At 56.9% G+C, this 15,535-nt stretch carries 14 protein-coding genes; 3 read left to right on the forward strand and 11 right to left on the reverse strand.

From position 1 onward, the window contains the following. Positions 1 to 78: 78 nt before the first annotated feature. From IPM61_08360 to IPM61_08390, 7 genes are all read right to left on the reverse strand, one after another. Entirely contained in the window at positions 79 to 645 is a 567-nt protein-coding gene (locus IPM61_08360) for an NAD(P)H-dependent oxidoreductase (GenBank protein MBK8911332.1), read from the reverse strand. A gap of 109 nt (positions 646 to 754) precedes the next feature. Continuing rightward, positions 755 to 1,453 carry a pirin family protein gene (locus tag IPM61_08365; protein ID MBK8911333.1) on the reverse strand — a complete coding sequence of 233 codons (699 nt, stop codon included), beginning with the start codon at positions 1,451 to 1,453 and terminating at the stop codon, positions 755 to 757. Between the two features lie 94 nt (positions 1,454 to 1,547). Beyond that, positions 1,548 to 2,399 carry a pirin family protein gene (locus IPM61_08370; GenBank protein ID MBK8911334.1) on the reverse strand — a complete coding sequence of 284 codons (852 nt, stop codon included), beginning with the start codon at positions 2,397 to 2,399 and terminating at the stop codon, positions 1,548 to 1,550. A gap of 136 nt (positions 2,400 to 2,535) precedes the next feature. Next, entirely contained in the window at positions 2,536 to 3,381 is an 846-nt protein-coding gene (locus IPM61_08375; protein MBK8911335.1) for an NmrA/HSCARG family protein, read from the reverse strand. A gap of 142 nt (positions 3,382 to 3,523) precedes the next feature. After that, positions 3,524 to 4,078 (reverse strand): YceI family protein, encoded by a 555-nt coding sequence (locus IPM61_08380; protein MBK8911336.1) that lies wholly within the window; start codon positions 4,076 to 4,078, stop codon positions 3,524 to 3,526. Between the two features lie 218 nt (positions 4,079 to 4,296). Further along, entirely contained in the window at positions 4,297 to 4,950 is a 654-nt protein-coding gene (locus IPM61_08385; protein ID MBK8911337.1) for a YceI family protein, read from the reverse strand. 109 nt (positions 4,951 to 5,059) lie between these two features. Further along, positions 5,060 to 5,527: a MarR family transcriptional regulator gene (locus tag IPM61_08390; protein ID MBK8911338.1), complete on the reverse strand. Its 468-nt coding sequence runs from the start codon at positions 5,525 to 5,527 to the stop codon at positions 5,060 to 5,062. 376 nt (positions 5,528 to 5,903) lie between these two features. On the opposite strand from IPM61_08390, the gene IPM61_08395 reads away from it, so the two are divergent. Further along, entirely contained in the window at positions 5,904 to 8,867 is a 2,964-nt protein-coding gene (locus tag IPM61_08395; protein MBK8911339.1) for an insulinase family protein, read from the forward strand. A gap of 208 nt (positions 8,868 to 9,075) precedes the next feature. Further along, a complete protein-coding gene (locus IPM61_08400) occupies positions 9,076 to 10,944 on the forward strand; it encodes a DUF4153 domain-containing protein (GenBank protein ID MBK8911340.1) in 1,869 nt (622 codons plus the stop codon). Here IPM61_08400 and IPM61_08405 read toward each other — a convergent pair. From IPM61_08405 to atpD, 4 genes are all read right to left on the reverse strand, one after another. Continuing rightward, positions 10,916 to 11,623: a hypothetical protein gene (locus IPM61_08405; protein ID MBK8911341.1), complete on the reverse strand. Its 708-nt coding sequence runs from the start codon at positions 11,621 to 11,623 to the stop codon at positions 10,916 to 10,918. The two genes, IPM61_08400 and IPM61_08405, sit on opposite strands and share 29 nt — an antisense overlap. Beyond that, positions 11,620 to 12,573: an AAA family ATPase gene (locus IPM61_08410; protein MBK8911342.1), complete on the reverse strand. Its 954-nt coding sequence runs from the start codon at positions 12,571 to 12,573 to the stop codon at positions 11,620 to 11,622. The genes IPM61_08405 and IPM61_08410 overlap by 4 nt, the downstream gene beginning before the upstream one ends. A gap of 124 nt (positions 12,574 to 12,697) precedes the next feature. Then, a complete protein-coding gene (locus tag IPM61_08415) occupies positions 12,698 to 13,117 on the reverse strand; it encodes a F0F1 ATP synthase subunit epsilon (protein ID MBK8911343.1) in 420 nt (139 codons plus the stop codon). A gap of 113 nt (positions 13,118 to 13,230) precedes the next feature. Further along, positions 13,231 to 14,640: a F0F1 ATP synthase subunit beta gene (atpD, locus tag IPM61_08420; protein ID MBK8911344.1), complete on the reverse strand. Its 1,410-nt coding sequence runs from the start codon at positions 14,638 to 14,640 to the stop codon at positions 13,231 to 13,233. A gap of 313 nt (positions 14,641 to 14,953) precedes the next feature. Here atpD and IPM61_08425 point away from each other — a divergent pair, with 313 nt between their 5' ends. Then, positions 14,954 to 15,526, forward strand: coding sequence for an HAD family hydrolase (locus tag IPM61_08425; GenBank protein ID MBK8911345.1), 573 nt, complete (start codon positions 14,954 to 14,956; stop codon positions 15,524 to 15,526). Positions 15,527 to 15,535 lie beyond the last annotated feature (9 nt).

Raw genomic sequence — 15,535 nt, forward strand, 5'->3', positions numbered from 1 at the left:
AATAGAGAGAGCCGTTGTGCTGGACCTTGTGTCACACAACGGCTCTCTCTTTCTATTTCTGGCCGCTCCTTCTGGATTCTATGGCTGCGGTCCAGCCGATAGCTTCTGCGCCATGTTCACGTAGCCCCGGACGGTCGTCTCCAGCCGCGTGACGTGGGGGGGATCGGTCAGCCTTCCTTGCTCATCGAAGGCTTTCTGGGCCGATGCCAACGCGTACATGTCGGGATAGAGCATCAGCCCGTTCCCTTCCAACGGAATCCGCAATTGCCACAACCCGCGAATGCCGCCAACCACAGAAGTGGAGGCCGACATCACCAGCCCATGCCGCCCGCGGAATGGGGTGGGCTTGGCGCGGGAGGCCCAATCAATTGCGTTCTTCAGCGCGCCCGAGATGGAGTAATTGTACTCCGGCGCGGCAATCATTATCCCATCGGCAGCGGTGATGCGCCGCACCAATTCTTGCGCCCCCGGCGGAAGTCCCTGCTTGGCTTCCACATCGCCGTTGAACAGTGGCATATCGAACTCATGGAAATCGGCAAGGTCCACCGTCGCGCCTGCGTCGCGGGCGATTTCCACGGCAAGGTGCAGCAGCTTTTTGTTGAACGATTCCCGCCGCAGCGATGCAGCAAATGCAAGGATGGTCATGGCTATTGGTCTGTGTTATGAGCAATGCAAGGAGGTTCCCCCCCTCCCTGAGTTTGCTCATGGATGGATAAAGGATAAAGAGAGAGAAGGGGGAAAGGGAGAAGGGGGATTAGGGAAGATCGAACAGGAGGATTTCCGCTGGGGAGATTGCGCGCAGCTTCACGGCGGACTCCTCGCTAATGGCCGCGCCATCGCCGGCCGTCATGGCGATTCCGTTCAGCTCAACATCACCCCGAACAACCTGGGCATACGCGTACCGCCCGGCTGATAGGGCATGGGCAACCTGCGCTCCTTCTTCCAGAATGGCCGAGTAGAGAGCCACGTTTTGTTGGATACTTACCGATCCGTCGTTCCCATCGCGGGTGACGATTGGGGCAAGGCGGTTGGTCCGTTCCTTGATGCTGAACATCTTCTGGGCATATCCGGGGTCCCCACCGGCGCGTTCCGGCAGCAACCAGATTTGCAGGAAGTGAACGGGTTCGGTGCTGGAAGCGTTGTACTCGCTGTGGGTGACGCCCCGCCCGGCACTCATCCGTTGAACCTCGCCCGGGCGGATCACGGAGTTGTTCCCCATGCTGTCGCGGTGTTCCAGCCCCCCTTCAATCACGTAGGTGATAATCTCCATGTCGCGATGCCCGTGGGTTCCGAATCCTTCCCCTGGTTGCACGCGGTCCTCGTTTATCACCCGCAGCACACGGAAGCCCATCTGCTGGGGATCGTAGTAGTTGGCAAACGAGAACGTGTGATATGTGTTCAGCCAGCCGTGGTCGGCATGGCCCCGCTGGTTGTGTGGCCGAAGAATAATCATGGTGAAACTCCGTTGTCAGTTTGGAAAAACGTTGCCGTTAGCGAAGGGAGAAGAAGAAGGGGGGGTGAAGGAAGCTCTTCTTCGCGGAATGCTCTTACTCCACCAACACCCCCATCCTCCCCATTTTGTAATCCCTGAACGCCTCCAAGATTTGGGTCTGGTCGTTCATCACAAAGGGGCCGTGGGTGACGATCTCCTCGTTGAGTGGTTCGCCGGTCATCAGCAGTGCGCGGGTTGGTTCAAGGGAAGTGAAGGCAATGCCGCTGCCGTTGTTGTTGAACGCCACCAGGTTCTTTTCAATCACCCTCCCGAAACCTTCAATCTGGATGCTGCCGCTTAGCAGGTACAGGAAGGCATTGTGCGATTCAGGAATCGGGAAAAATATGCTGCCACCTTCTTCCGCTTGGATGGTGACGGCGTTCACCGGGCTGAGCGTTGGGATCGGCCCGGTCAGCCCCAGCATCTCCCCAGCGATGACGTTGAACCGCACGGTCCCATCATCGTTAGTGGCCGATGGCGTGTCGGCTTTGGTTAATGGATAGTAGCTGGGTTGGTCCATCTTGTGGGCGGCGGGGATATTCACCCAAAGCTGGATCAGCTCGTTGAAATGTTCCACCGGGCGTTCGCTGTGGATCACCCCCATCCCTGCGTTCATCCACTGGGTTCCGCCGGCATGGACGGTGCTGTCGTTCCCACGGCTGTCGCGGTGGCGCAGGCCCCCTTCAAACAGGAACGTCACCGGCGCAAAACCACGATGCGGGTGCGGCCCCACGCCGGCATGGCGCAGGTCCATGTTCGGGGAAACGTCCATCACGCCATGATGGAGCAGGATAAAGGGGTCAAGGTATTCCAGCTCCTGCGATGGCAACGGCTGGCGAATGGGAATTCCCCCCATGTCGAATGTGCGTGCGGGGGCAACGGCTGCTACGGTTCGGTTCGTGTTCATACAAGCGTATGGATATCAGTTCGTTGAAAGCAATGTGCGATTACCCGGGTCAAGAAATGGGGAATCAGTTCTTGCCGCTGCTGGCAAAGGGCTGATTCCCCTTTTCTCTTCTTCTCGTCTCTGTGATTTCTTTTGGCTATCGTGAGCGAAGCCAAGATTCAGCATCCTTCAATTCAGGATGAACCTTGCGCAGGTCTTCGATCTTGGCCGTATAGCCGCTGCTGTTGAACCACTCGAACATGGCTCCCATGTCTTCGTTGTAGGCTTTCACTTGGTCAACGGTTAGGGGGACGAAGTGGAGCGGCTCGCCGGTGATGGCGGCGTATTTCTGGGCAAGCTGTGGGATCGTGATCTCGTCGCCGGCCAGCTCTATCTCGCGCCCAATGTACTCTTCGGGGTTGTTGAAGGCCACCGCCGCAAACGCGCCGATGTCGTCCACGGCAATCATCTGCAACGGGCGTTCCGGGTGCATTCCCATCGGCAGGACCTTTCCCGTCCCTTCTTCGGCGGGCTGCGCCATGACGTTCAGGTTATCAAAGAAAAACACCGGGCGAATAACCGTGGCCGGCAGTTGCAGCAAGCGGATATGCTGCTCAACCTCCCACTTACTTTCAAAGTGTGGGATACCGGTGTTCCGCTCGGCCCCCCCGACCGAAGTGTACAGGAAGTGCTGCACGCCAGCGGCTTTGGCGGCATCGGCCACGGCTTTTCCCTGCCGGATTTCTCCTTCCACTCCATCGGTCCATGTGTTCTGCACGCTGAAAACCCCGTGGACTCCTTCCATTGCGCTGGCAAGCGTGGCGGGGTCATCAAGGTTGGCCTGAACAATTTCGGCACCGGCATCGCGCAGTGCTTGCGCGGCTTCCCCTTCTGGGTTACGGGTTACTGCACGGACGTTCCACCCGTGGCGTAGTAGGTGGCGTGCCACAGCCCCACCCTGTTGGCCAGTTGCGCCAAAAACGAGAATTGTTTTATCGGACATTGGTGTGTTTCGGTTGTTGGTTTTTGAGAGTTGAGAACTGCGAGAGAGGGAGGGGGGGGGCAGAAGAGCTGCCAATATCTTAAGCCCCCTCTATTTCCCTCACACTGTTGTTGATTTTTTGCGAAGGCTTGGGAATTGCTGATTAGCCTTTAATCAGCGATACCGAAGCGATGATCTTGATGTCATCGGCAACAACTACGCCGCCGGCTTCGGTGATGGCATTCCACGTAAGGCCAAATTCTTTGCGATTGATCTTGCCTTGCAGCGTGAACCCAGCGCGGAGATTCCCATAAGGGTCAACCGCCAACCCGCCGAACTCCACCTCCAGCGTTACCGGTTTTGTGATGTCGCGGATGGTCAAGTTGCCGTGGAGCTTGTAGTTCTCCTCATCCACCTTTTCCATGGAGGTGCTGGCGAAGCTCAGTTGCGGGAACTGATCGGCAGCAAAGAAGTCATCGGAACGGAGGTGGGCATCGCGCTGTTCGTTGCGGGTGCTGATGCTTGCAACGTTGGCGGTAAGGTTCACCGTTGCGGTCGTGAAGTCATCCCCTTCGGTGGCGGCATTGACGCTGAACTCTTTGAACTCACCCGTTACGGTGGAGATCATCATGTGGCGCACTTTGAACTGAAGCTCACTGTGCGAAAGGTCAAGGTTCCAAGCCGTAGTTGCTGGTGCTGATACAAGGTTCTCTACCATTGTTGGTTCTCCGGTTATTGTGCTATGGATATTGATGATTGCTTTCGTTCTCTTTATGCCGCTTTATGCGTTGCGGCGTAGTGGCCAGCAAAGAAAAAGGCGGCCCCGGCCGATGAATGGAAGCCCAAACAAGATTCTACCGGTTGTTGATAGCGTGTTCAGGATGATCCCCCCCCCCTCTGTAGAGTTCACATGGATTGTTGATGTTATCGGTTCGATTACTGCGCCGTTGTGCCAAACAGCTGCGCCTTCACAAGGATGGATTCCCCGACTTTGCTCCCGATTGTCCCGCGCGACCCGGCAACGTTGTACTCCTTCAGCGCAACGTTGAAATCGGCGGTGATGGAGACCAAATCGCCTGGTGCGCGCTTGCGGCTTACCGCGCTTTCGTCAATGTAGGTAAGGGTGAAAGGGATCGTCAGCTGCTTGGTGACACCATGCATGGTGAAGTTTCCGGTGGCTTTCCCGGTGGCCTTGTTCCCCTTCACCGTCACGTTGCTGACCGATGTGATCGCAAAGGTGATGGTTGGGAACTTCGCAGCATCCAGCCATGTTGCGCTGCGGATATGCTCATCGCGCATGTCATTCCCCGATTTGAAGGTTCCCACCTGCGCGCTGATTGTTCCGCGAATCGTTGCCACGTTCGATGGATCCAGCGTTAGCGTGCCGGATACTCCTTCGGCAGTTCCTTGAATTTTTTCCATTGGTGCGTCGCTGTTCCAGGTGAACTGGTTCTTCCCAACTTTATCGCTCAGCTTTACGGTCTTTGTTCCGCGAGCTTTTTTGGAGAGTGGTTGCGCGCTAAGGGTGGCGGTTGCAAGGGCAAGAATGCCAACAAGAAGGGCTGCGGTTGCGATACGTGCGATGTTCATTGGACGTTGGTTTTGGATAAGTTTTTAGGTGTTCTGAGAATTGCGACTGTAAGGACGGATTGCTTGTTGTCTCGATTGTTGTTGCAACAGATATTGCGGCAAATTTTTTTTAGTCCGTGCTGCTGTAAATCTGTTCGCAGATGCGGGAAAGTGTCTGGCAATCGGCTTGGTTCACGCGGCTGCTGAAGTTGCTGGCGTGTTGCTCCAGCGCGTCGTTCATGGAATCCAGCAGCTGCAATCCCGCGGGGGTGATTTTGGTTATCACCACGCGGCGGTCTTCGGTGGAGCGGATCCGCTCAACAAAGCCACCCCGTTCCAGTGCGTCCAGCCGGCGGGTGACATCGGGGGAGGGGTGGATCATCCGCTCGGCGATCTCACCACACGGATGCCCCGAATCCCCAGCACCTTTCAGGATGCGAAGGATGTTGTACTGCTGGTGCGTAATCCCAAACTGCCCGCACAGTTTGTCCATGCTTCCTTCAAGGAAGCTGGCGGCAACCAACAGGTTCAGCATCGCCTCCTGATGAAGGCTCTGGAATCGCGCTTGCTTCAGCCGTTGTTTCAGTTTCTCTCCCATGACGGATGCAAATATAGGCAAAGCCAATAGTCGTTGCAACAACTATTTTTCAAAAGCGCATTTTTTTTTTCAGACCGCCCTCCTGCCGATCTCTAATTCCCAATCTCTGCCATCTGGTTCTTTCTATGAATCGTCTGATTCCAACAGCCCAGCCAGTGCGGAACTTTCGTCGGAACATTGGCGTAGCGGCGGGCCGCGCTGTGGCAAAAACTGCGGAAGGGGCAAACTCAGGCACTTGCTTCCCGAGCTTCCTTCCGTACTTTCGTTTTGTTCTCCAAATGGGATGTTGCCAGCCGCATTGCTGCACCCGGTGCGCGGCACCTGTTCCGCCTCACGATGTGCGTGATTTCAACCAAATCTTTTTTCCAAACTAACCATGATGAACTTCTCTGGCACGTTGCGGCTGCTGCTGTGGGTTGCCGTGGCCACTTCCATCTTGCAGCCCACAGGCTTGCAGGCCAAAGGGGGGAACGCGCTTCCGGCAAAGAAGCCCGCGCCCAGCTACCCCTTCACCAGCGTCCCGGGCGACCCGCTGAAGGCGCGAATCTACACGCTGAACAACGGGCTGACGGTGATGCTTTCGGTGAACCGGGACCAACCGCGCATCTACACCTACATCGCCACACGTGCCGGAAGCAAGAACGACCCGGCAACGCACACCGGATTGGCCCACTACCTTGAACATCTGCTGTTCAAAGGGACCGACCGCTACGGCACGCAAGATTATGCCAAAGAAAAGCCGTTGCTGGAAGAAATTGACGCGCTGTACGAACGCTACAACAAAACCACGGACCCCGCAGCCCGCAGCGCGATCTACCACTCCATTGACTCGGCCAGCGGGCTTGCGGCCAAGTATGCAATCCCCAACGAGTACGACCGGATGATTGGCGCAATCGGTGGCGTGGGGTCCAACGCCTTTACTTCGTTCGAGGTGACGGCCTACATGAACGAAATCCCCAGCAACCAGCTTGCAAACTGGCTAACGATTGAAGGGGAACGCTTCCGCAATCCAATCCTGCGGCTGTTCCATACCGAACTTGAGGCGGTCTATGAGGAGAAGAACATCTCGCTGGATGATGACAACAACCGTGCGAACGAGGAGTTCCTCTCCGCCTTGTTCCCGCACCACCAGTACGGAACACAAACCACGATTGGGACGATTGAGCATTTGAAGAACCCTTCGCTGAAGGAGATCCGCAAGTTCTTCCAAAGCTGGTATGTGCCGAACAACATGGTGGTGATCCTTGCCGGGGACTTCGACCCCGACCAGGCTATCCAACTGATTGATAAAAACTTCAGCTGGATGCAGCCAAAGCCAACACCTGCATTCACCGCCGCGCAGGAAGGGCCGATTGCTTCGCCGATTGTCCGAACCGTTATCGGGAAGGATGCGGAGAACCTCAGCATCGGCTTCCGTTTCCCGGGCGCGCTGACCCACGATGCCATGCTGATGGAGATGGTGGATCTTCTGCTGGCCTACAAAGGCGCTGGCCTGATTGACCTGAACCTGAAAAAAGCACAAAAAGTTCTGGATGCCGGAAGCGGAGTGTATACCCTGAAAGATTACTGCGTCCACCAGTTAAGCGGTGAACCAAAAGCTGGGCAAAGCCTTGAGGAAGTCCGCGATTTACTGCTGCAGCAGATTGAGGCAGTGAAGGCCGGGAACTTCACGCAGGAGGACCTGACCGCGATCCTGCGGAACGTTGAAGCGGACCAGATGCGCCAACGCGAAAGCAACCCAGGCCGCGCAAGCTGGATGCTGGATGCGTTCATCCTTGGGGAAAAGTGGGAAGATAGAATTGCCAAGACCGAGCAGATGAAGAAGGTGACCCGCCAGCAGATCATGGACTTTGCGCGGAAGAACTACGGCAATAACTATGTGGTCGTGTACAAGCGGCAAGGGGAGAACGCCGACGTGGAGAAAGTGGAGAAGCCCGCCATCACCCCGGTGGATCTGAACCGCGATGCCGTTAGCCCGTTTGCCGAGAAGGTGCTATCGGCACAGCCCGCAACCATCCAACCCGTGTTTGTTGATTACCAACGCGACATCGCCCGCACCAAGCTCCCGAACGGGGCCGAGATGCTATCGGTGGCCAACACCGACAACAACTTGTTCACCCTAACATGGATGTTCGAGCTTGGCCGCCGCAACAGCCGCACCTTCCCAATGGCCGCCAGCTACATAAAACTGATCGGGGCCGACACTATGAGCGCGGCAACCGTTGCGCGGAAGTTCTTCGCGCTGGGGTGCAGCTTCAACATTGGCGTTAGCGACGACCGCATCAGCATTAGCGTTAGCGGATTGCAGGAGAACATGGCCCCGGCGCTCGATCTGCTCCGCACCCTTATCGAGAAGGCGCAGCCGAACCAGACCGCGCTGCAGAACATGGTGAAACGCGAGCTGAAAAGCCGCACCGATGCCAAGCTGGACAAAGGGACGATCCTGTGGGGCGGGATCTACAGCCATGCCATGTACGACGGCAAGAACCCTTTCAACGACCGCCTTTCCGAAGCCGACCTGAACGCTTTGAAAGCCGAGGACCTTGTTCGGCAAATCCAATCGCTTCCTGAGTATCGGCACACACTTCTCTACTACGGTCCGGCAAAGAAGGAGGAGGTTGCAAAAGCCGTGGCGCAGCATATGCCGATGAGCAAAACGTTGAAGGACCCACCCAAGCCATTTGAGTATGACCGCCGCGAGATGAAGGAGAACATCGTCTATGTTGCCAACTACCCGGGAATGGTGCAGGCCGAACTGATCTGGACACGGAAGGCCGGTGCGTTCGACAAAAGCATTGTGCCAACCGCAGAGTTGTTCAACCAGTATTTCGGTGGCGATATGTCGTCGGTGGTGTTCCAGACGATTCGGGAATCGAAGGCGTTGGCCTACAGCACCAGCGCAGGATTCCAGACCCCGAGCCGGAAGGAGGACCCCAACTACTTGTTTGCCTACGTTGGAACCCAAGCCGACAAGATGCCGGAAGCAATCGTTGGAATGAACGAACTGCTGACGACCCTTCCAGAATCGGAGGGTGCATTCGAGGTTGCGCGCGAATCCATGCGGAGCAAGCTGCAAACGCAGCGGGTGACAAAAATGGGAATTCTGTACAGCTACCTTGACGCACAGCGAATGGGCTACGCCACCGACAGCCGCCGCGACCTGTACGAATCGCTGGACCGCCTGAATTTCGCCAGCATCGCAACCTTCCACCGGAAGCAGTTCAGCGGCCAGCCGTACGCCTACTGCGTCCTGGGCGACACCAGCAAAATGGATATGGCAGCTTTGCGGAAATTGGGGCGCGTGGTGGAGGTCCCCATGCAGGAGCTGTTCGGCTACTAAGCCATGCTGAAACATCAGCGAAAAGAGCACGCGGCACGCAGGCTATTCCCCCTGCGTGCCGCTTTCGTATCACCCCCAACCAACGCTTCACCACAGTGTGATGGATGACTGATGGCTGGCTGATTGGGCGTATGTTTGCCGGGCATTGGCTTGGGTGCGGATTGCTTCATCTCCGCATAATTTTCACACACACACACCTTGTTTGGCTATGAGACTCCCTTCACTTCGCCATCTGCTTGACACTGCCACGGGGACGTTGCGGCGGTTCCCGTTGGTGCTGATTACCTCAGCCGGGGCCGCGGTTGCGATTATGGCCGAGACGCGCCAGCATCGCATTCCTGTGGTGTTGGGTTTGGGAATATCCCTGCTGTTCGCCATTGCCACCATTGCCGAGCGGCGCGGATGGAACATGGGGAAGAGCGTTGCTGCGAACCTTCTGGGAATAGGGCTTTTGCTCCTCTATTTCTTCCTGCTTCCCACTGGCGATCTTGAGTTGCCGGATGTGATCCGGTTTGCGTTGTTCGCCCTATCGGCGCACCTGTTTTGCGCGTTCGGGCCGTTTGTTGGGCGGGGGTACGGGGATGGATTTTGGAAGTACAACCAAACGCTTTTTCTCCGTTCCCTAACGGCGGCGTTGTTCAGCCTTACCCTGTATGCTGGGCTTGGGCTTGCGGTGCTGGCTGCCGAGAAGTTGTTGGGATTCGAGCCTTATAAGAACGTCTATCTGGACCTGTTTTGCCTGATTGCCGGGGTCTTCAACACGTGGTTTTTCCTTGCTGGCGTTCCGCGCGATGTTGGCGCGTTGGCTGGCGAAACGGATTACCCCAAAGGACTGAAAATTTTCAGCCAGTACGTGCTGATTCCGTTGGTGGCGATCTACGCCCTTATCCTGTATCTCTATTCCGCAAAAATTCTTCTAAGCTGGTCCTGGCCGATTGGCTGGACCTCCATGCCGGTCTTCGTTTTCTCGGTGGCGGGGATTTTGGCGTTTCTGTTGCTCTACCCCATTCGCCAGCGCGAGGGGGAGCGGTGGGTGGCCACCTATGCGCGCTGGTTTTTCTACCTGCTGCTGCCGCTGACGTCGCTTCCGGTGCTGGCACTCTGGCGGCGGATTGGCGATTACGGCATTACCGAGGAGCGATACTTGGGATTGGCCCTGGCGATATGGCTTGCCCTGCTGGCCATTGGCATGATTGCAACCCGCCAACGGAGCATCCGGGCAATCCCGATTAGCCTGTGCATCGTGGCCGCGCTGGCCACCTATGGCCCCTGGAGCGCAACAACCCTCAGCATTGATAGCCAGACGGCAAGGCTGGAGCAACTTCTGAGCAACAATGGGCTGTTAAAAAACGGGAAGATTCTGCCAACAGTTTCCGCGCCTTATCCGGCGGATGAGGATGATATCCGTGAGTTGCTTTGGTTCCTGCAGGAGCGTGATGGATTGGAGGGGGTGCAGCAGTGGTTCGGCAGCGAGGCGAATACGATGACGACTGAACAGATGAAATGGAAATTAGGGGTTGCAGATCCAAGCGAATATGAGCATTTGGGTAAACCATATGCCTCTGTGCCACGCCCGGTTTGGAAAATGTTGGTATTACAAACTCCCATCACTGAAGCTAGGCCGATTGATGTTGTTGGTTTTGCGTTCTACGTGCGGCTGCAAACAACCGAGAAGAGCGAGTGGCAAACGCCGGTGGGGGTGGTGGCGTTCGACAGCCAATCGGGGATCGTATCGCTGATAACCGCTGCGGGCGACACGGTGAAGCTGAACGTGGCCGAGCGGGCGTTGCAGCTTGCCGACGTGGTGAAATCCGGAACCCTTCCCCCAGATGATGGCCACAACAGCAGTCGCTATGAAAAAGGCCAAGGGGCTGCCGGTCGGATTGCCACGATTGAATTCGATGATAGCACTGCGGTGTTGGACAACCAGCAACCATCCGCGCAGTTGGTGGCTGTTGAAAGCTCCGCTGGCAAGCACGCCATTCGTTGCACCCTGCGCGAGCTTCGCGCCCGCATTTCCCCCGATGGCCGCCAAGTGTGGATCGAGTCTATTGATGCGGATGTGGTGGTGCGGTAAGCTGGGGCAGCGGGTCCATGAACAACTGAGTAAACCAGTCCCGCAGCTTTTGTGCCGCCGCTGCTTGGGGGTTGAATGCCCCTGAGGAGACCGCAATGCCAAATGGATTGCCGGGCTGCTTCTGCCACGCTAAGTAGGTGTGGGTGACGGCCTTCTTGCGGTCCGATTCCGAAAACAACCGCTCTTCCGCAGGGATGCTACCAACACAGGTTTCCGCGCGCGACCAAAGCGTGTTCGGTTCGGGGATCAGCATTCTTAAAAAATCTTCCAGCGTTCCGCTATCAGTGTTGTTCGGCATCAGCCAGATGCCGATGCGCGGTTTCCCAGCGTGGTCAACGATTGCGGGCAAGGCATCATGCTTGGAAGGGAAATCGCCATATCCGTGCTTCTGAAAAAACTCTTGGAGTGACTGGTAGCGTCGGTCGGGGTGGCCATTTGCGTCAACAAGAATGCCAAGCCGCTGCAGATCGCTTGCGTCAAGCTCCACGTCCAGGGTGTCGCGCAGTTTCTCCCATCCCCCTTTCTCCCGAATTTCAATCAAGGCAACGGCATCATCACGTTCCACCAGCGTTCTTCCGCGCCCCGTGACAGTGAGGGGGATTGCCCATGCTTTTATCAGCCCTACCAAACAATGAAGGTCGTCGTGGCCCTCCACCAACAACACGTTTGCCTGCTTCATCGGATTTCTATCAGCTCGTTGGTGGCGATTGACAATCGGCGTTGATCGAACAGCGTGGCGGTGATGTTCTCGCCATGCTGTTCCAAACGAACCAGCAACCCATCATTCCCCGCCCCGCTTGTTGCCACAACGATCTGGAAGCCTTCAATGCAATCCCAACTGTGGGTGGTGGCAAACACTTGGATATTCAGTTCCTGAGCCATCGTAAACATCAGCCGCCACATATCTGGCTGGATGCTGTAATGCAGCCCGCTCTCGATTTCATCCACCAGTAGCAATCCATTATCGGCGTTTGCTAAAGCAAGCGAAAGAATGAACAACCGCGCCAGCCCTTCCCCCAAGCTCCGAAGCGGAACCGGAGCGTTGCTCCCCTTTACCCGAACAAACGGGACCCTTCGCCCCACATAGTTTCCCCCCAGTGCTTGGCTGGAAATCATGTTCAGGTCAACAATATCTGGCCGGATAATTCTTAATGCCGTCAGCAAATAATCTTGGCGGTCCGTTAAGGCAATCGCATCCCAGGCTTGCTCAACCTGGTGGGGCAGCAACCCGCCCACAGTGATGATAACATGATCGTGATAACCACCCCCTTCCGGTTCTGTGCCGGGGGTGAATCTCATGGGCGATCCAATCGGGCCGATAACAATCGCTGGTTGGCCATTGGAAGCAGCGGCAGGGCGGTTAAAAAATAAGTGCCGCACCGAGTTGGAGTAATCCAACTGCTTTGGATCGTAGGGTGCTTGGCGCTCCTCGTTCCGTTTCCGAAGGATATCTCTCTCAACATATTGATTCCAGTTGCTTGCATACAGCCACAAGGCCTCTAGCAGCGACGTTTTGCCGACGCTGTTTTTCCCAACAATAAGGTTCACACGTTCCAGGTGCTCAATACGGAGGTGCTGGAATCCACGGAACCCTTGAATCTCCAACGAAGGAAGAAGTAGCTGGCTCATGGTCTGTTCGCTTTCATAGGAAGGATTGCACGATTGCTTCGGAAGGGAAAATAAACAACAGATGCCGGAGAATTGCTTCGTCCGGCATCTGAAGTAATGTCACGATTGTGCGTCCGCTGGCGGGCTATATCCCTGCGGTCTTTAAGCGATTGATCGAGCGGGCCAGCGCGGCGTGGGCGCGTGCGGTGTCAATGCCGGAGCCGGGGGTTGTGCGGGCTTGCACAATTCGTTGTTCGGCGCGGTCGCGGGCGCGGCGGGCGCGTTCAATGTCAATCTCGGCAGATGGCTCAACCGTTTCGGCAATCACCGTCACGACGTTGTTCCGCACCTCCACGAATCCTCCCGAAGTCGCAAAATGCTCCTCCTTCCCTTCCGGGCTAACAATGCGGATGTTCCCCACCTCCAACGCGGTGAGCAATGGAGCATGGTGCACCAGCACTTGGAACGGGCCAACAACGCCCGGAAGCGCGATTAACGTTGCCTCGCCCTGGAACACCGTGCGGCGTGGCGTGACGATCTCAACCTGAAATTTCTTTTCTGCCATCGGAAGTCGGGAATCAGTTGTCGGGGAACTCTATTTGCGGGAATGGAAAAGGTTCGGCAGCAAGGCGGATGAAAACAGGGCGGCAATTACCAATGCCGCCCTGTGGATTCAGTTTATGCCTGGGCCATCTTCTTTGCTTTCTCCACCGCTTCGTCGAATGTGCCAACGTAGCGGAAGGCTTCTTCTGGCATCTCATCCCCCTGCCCGTTCAGGATTGCCTCGAACCCGCTGATGCTGTCTTCCACCTTCACGTAGCGGCCCGGTTGGCCGGTGAACTGCTCGGCAACAAAGAACGGTTGCGACAAGAACCGCTGGATTTTACGGGCACGCTGCACCGTCAGCTTGTCGTCGTCGGACAGCTCATCCATTCCAAGAATGTTGATGATGTCCTGCAGATCCTTGTAGGCCTGCAGCACCTGCTTCACGCGGGCGGCAACGTCGTAATGGCGTTGGCCAAGAACGTTCGGGTCCAGAATGGTGGAGGTTGAGCCAAGCGGATCCACCGCAGGATAGAGGCCCAGCTCGGAAATCGCACGCGACAACACGGTGGTTGCGTCAAGGTGAGCAAAGGTGTTGGCCGGTGCCGGGTCGGTAAGGTCGTCGGCAGGGACGTACACGGCTTGGACCGAGGTGATGGAGCCGCGAGTGGTGGAGGCGATACGCTCCTGCAACGCGCCCATCTCCGTTGCCAGCGTTGGCTGGTATCCCACCGCCGAAGGCATACGGCCCAACAGTGCCGACACCTCCGAACCTGCTTGGGTAAAGCGGAAGATGTTATCAACGAACAGCAGCACGTCGCGCCCTTCTTCGTCGCGGAAGTACTCGGCCATCGTCAACGCCGTCAAGGCCACGCGGGCACGTGCGCCGGGGGGTTCGTTCATCTGGCCAAACACCAGCACGGTTTTGTCCAACACGCCCGACTCGCTCATCTCAATGTAAAGGTCCTTCCCCTCGCGTGAGCGTTCGCCAACCCCGCCGAACACGGAATATCCACCGTGCTGCTTGGCGATGTTGTTGATAAGCTCTTGGATAATCACGGTTTTCCCCACCCCTGCGCCGCCGAACAATCCGGTTTTTCCACCCTTCGTGTATGGCTCCAGAAGGTCAATCACCTTGATGCCGGTCTCGAACATCTCCTTCTTGGTCGTCAGCGACTCGAACGCCGGAGCCAAGCGGTGGATTGGGAAGCGGACGCTGGTTTGCGGCGCGCTTTGGTTGTCAATCGGGTCGCCGGTGACGTTCATCATGCGGCCCAGGGTTTGCGGACCAACCGGGACGGTAATCGGGCCGCCGGTGTCAATCACCACCGTTCCGCGGCTAAGGCCGTCGGTGGTGTCCATGGCGATGGAGCGGACGCGGTCCTGGCCAAGATGCTGCTGCACCTCGCAGACCAGCGTGGCTTGGGATCCGTCGGGAAGCGTGCGGTTGATATGCAAAGCGTTCAAGATTTCCGGCAGCTTCCCGCCGGGAAATTCAACGTCAATCACCGCGCCGATGATTTGAACAATCTTGCCTTCGTTCATGCTTGAGCCTTGTGCGAAAAAGTGACTTCTATTGCTGATTTTGCCTGAAAACAACGGGAATTTGGGGATCGCGAGGGAACCCGACATGCGTGCGCCGGGCCGGCGAACCGCACCAACGGGCTGGCAAACTTACGGAAGCAAGGGGTGTTGGCAATCGGGGGAAGTATATTGAAACGAAGTCAGAATTCTCCATTATCAGCACGGTTTGGAATGGGGCTTTTGCGAAGCCGTTCGGCGTGCATCGGTGCGATTCCTGTTGCAAACAACATCACCCGAATTGCCGCATGGGTGGATTCCCCATTTTTGCAGAATGATGACCCCTGCTCTATTCCTGGACCGCGATGGAATCATCAACCGCCGCCGCGTGGGGGATTACGTGAAACGCTGGGAGGAATTCGAGTTCCTTCCCGACATCTTCACCGTGCTCCCGCAAGCGCACGCCGCCGGGTTGATGGTGGTGGTGGTGACAAACCAACGGGGAATTGCGCGTGGATTGATGACCGAGGATGACCTTGTAGCAATCCACCAGCAGATGCAGCAGCAACTTCAGGAACGCACCGGCGGGCACCAGATGGATGCCATTTACCACTGCCCCCACGGCAGTGCCGACGGCTGCGATTGCCGCAAGCCCAACCCAGGAATGCTGCTGCGTGCCGCTGCCGAACGGAACATCGCCCTTGCCGAGTCGTGGCTGATTGGCGATTCCGAAACAGACGTTGAAGCGGGGATTGCTGCCGGCTGCCGTGCGGTGCTGGTGGATGCCGCCCCCCCCGCAACCGCTGCCGAAGCCACAACCGCCACGCTTGCTGCCGCGTGGGAGTATGTTGCCCGCAGCATTGCCGCTGCGGGACTTCGCCAGCGGGCGGCCTCATCCAATCATTCTTGAACAATCATA

It is taken from the genome of Chlorobiota bacterium (assembly GCA_016710285.1).
GTDB lineage: Bacteria > Bacteroidota > Ignavibacteria > OLB7 > OLB7 > OLB7.

What these genes read in the sequence shown, in the direction of transcription:
- IPM61_08385 (MBK8911337.1), bottom strand. Translation starts at nt 4,950, where the DNA reads ATGAACATCGCACGTATCGCAACCGCAGCCCTTCTTGTTGGCATTCTT.
- IPM61_08380 (MBK8911336.1), bottom strand. Translation starts at nt 4,078, where the DNA reads ATGGTAGAGAACCTTGTATCAGCACCAGCAACTACGGCTTGGAACCTT.
- IPM61_08370 (MBK8911334.1), bottom strand. Translation starts at nt 2,399, where the DNA reads ATGAACACGAACCGAACCGTAGCAGCCGTTGCCCCCGCACGCACATTC.
- IPM61_08425 (MBK8911345.1), top strand. Translation starts at nt 14,954, where the DNA reads ATGACCCCTGCTCTATTCCTGGACCGCGATGGAATCATCAACCGCCGC.
- atpD (MBK8911344.1), bottom strand. Translation starts at nt 14,640, where the DNA reads ATGAACGAAGGCAAGATTGTTCAAATCATCGGCGCGGTGATTGACGTT.
- IPM61_08395 (MBK8911339.1), top strand. Translation starts at nt 5,904, where the DNA reads ATGATGAACTTCTCTGGCACGTTGCGGCTGCTGCTGTGGGTTGCCGTG.
- IPM61_08365 (MBK8911333.1), bottom strand. Translation starts at nt 1,453, where the DNA reads ATGATTATTCTTCGGCCACACAACCAGCGGGGCCATGCCGACCACGGC.
- IPM61_08360 (MBK8911332.1), bottom strand. Translation starts at nt 645, where the DNA reads ATGACCATCCTTGCATTTGCTGCATCGCTGCGGCGGGAATCGTTCAAC.
- IPM61_08375 (MBK8911335.1), bottom strand. Translation starts at nt 3,381, where the DNA reads ATGTCCGATAAAACAATTCTCGTTTTTGGCGCAACTGGCCAACAGGGT.
- IPM61_08405 (MBK8911341.1), bottom strand. Translation starts at nt 11,623, where the DNA reads ATGAAGCAGGCAAACGTGTTGTTGGTGGAGGGCCACGACGACCTTCAT.
- IPM61_08390 (MBK8911338.1), bottom strand. Translation starts at nt 5,527, where the DNA reads ATGGGAGAGAAACTGAAACAACGGCTGAAGCAAGCGCGATTCCAGAGC.
- IPM61_08400 (MBK8911340.1), top strand. Translation starts at nt 9,076, where the DNA reads ATGAGACTCCCTTCACTTCGCCATCTGCTTGACACTGCCACGGGGACG.
- IPM61_08410 (MBK8911342.1), bottom strand. Translation starts at nt 12,573, where the DNA reads ATGAGCCAGCTACTTCTTCCTTCGTTGGAGATTCAAGGGTTCCGTGGA.
- IPM61_08415 (MBK8911343.1), bottom strand. Translation starts at nt 13,117, where the DNA reads ATGGCAGAAAAGAAATTTCAGGTTGAGATCGTCACGCCACGCCGCACG.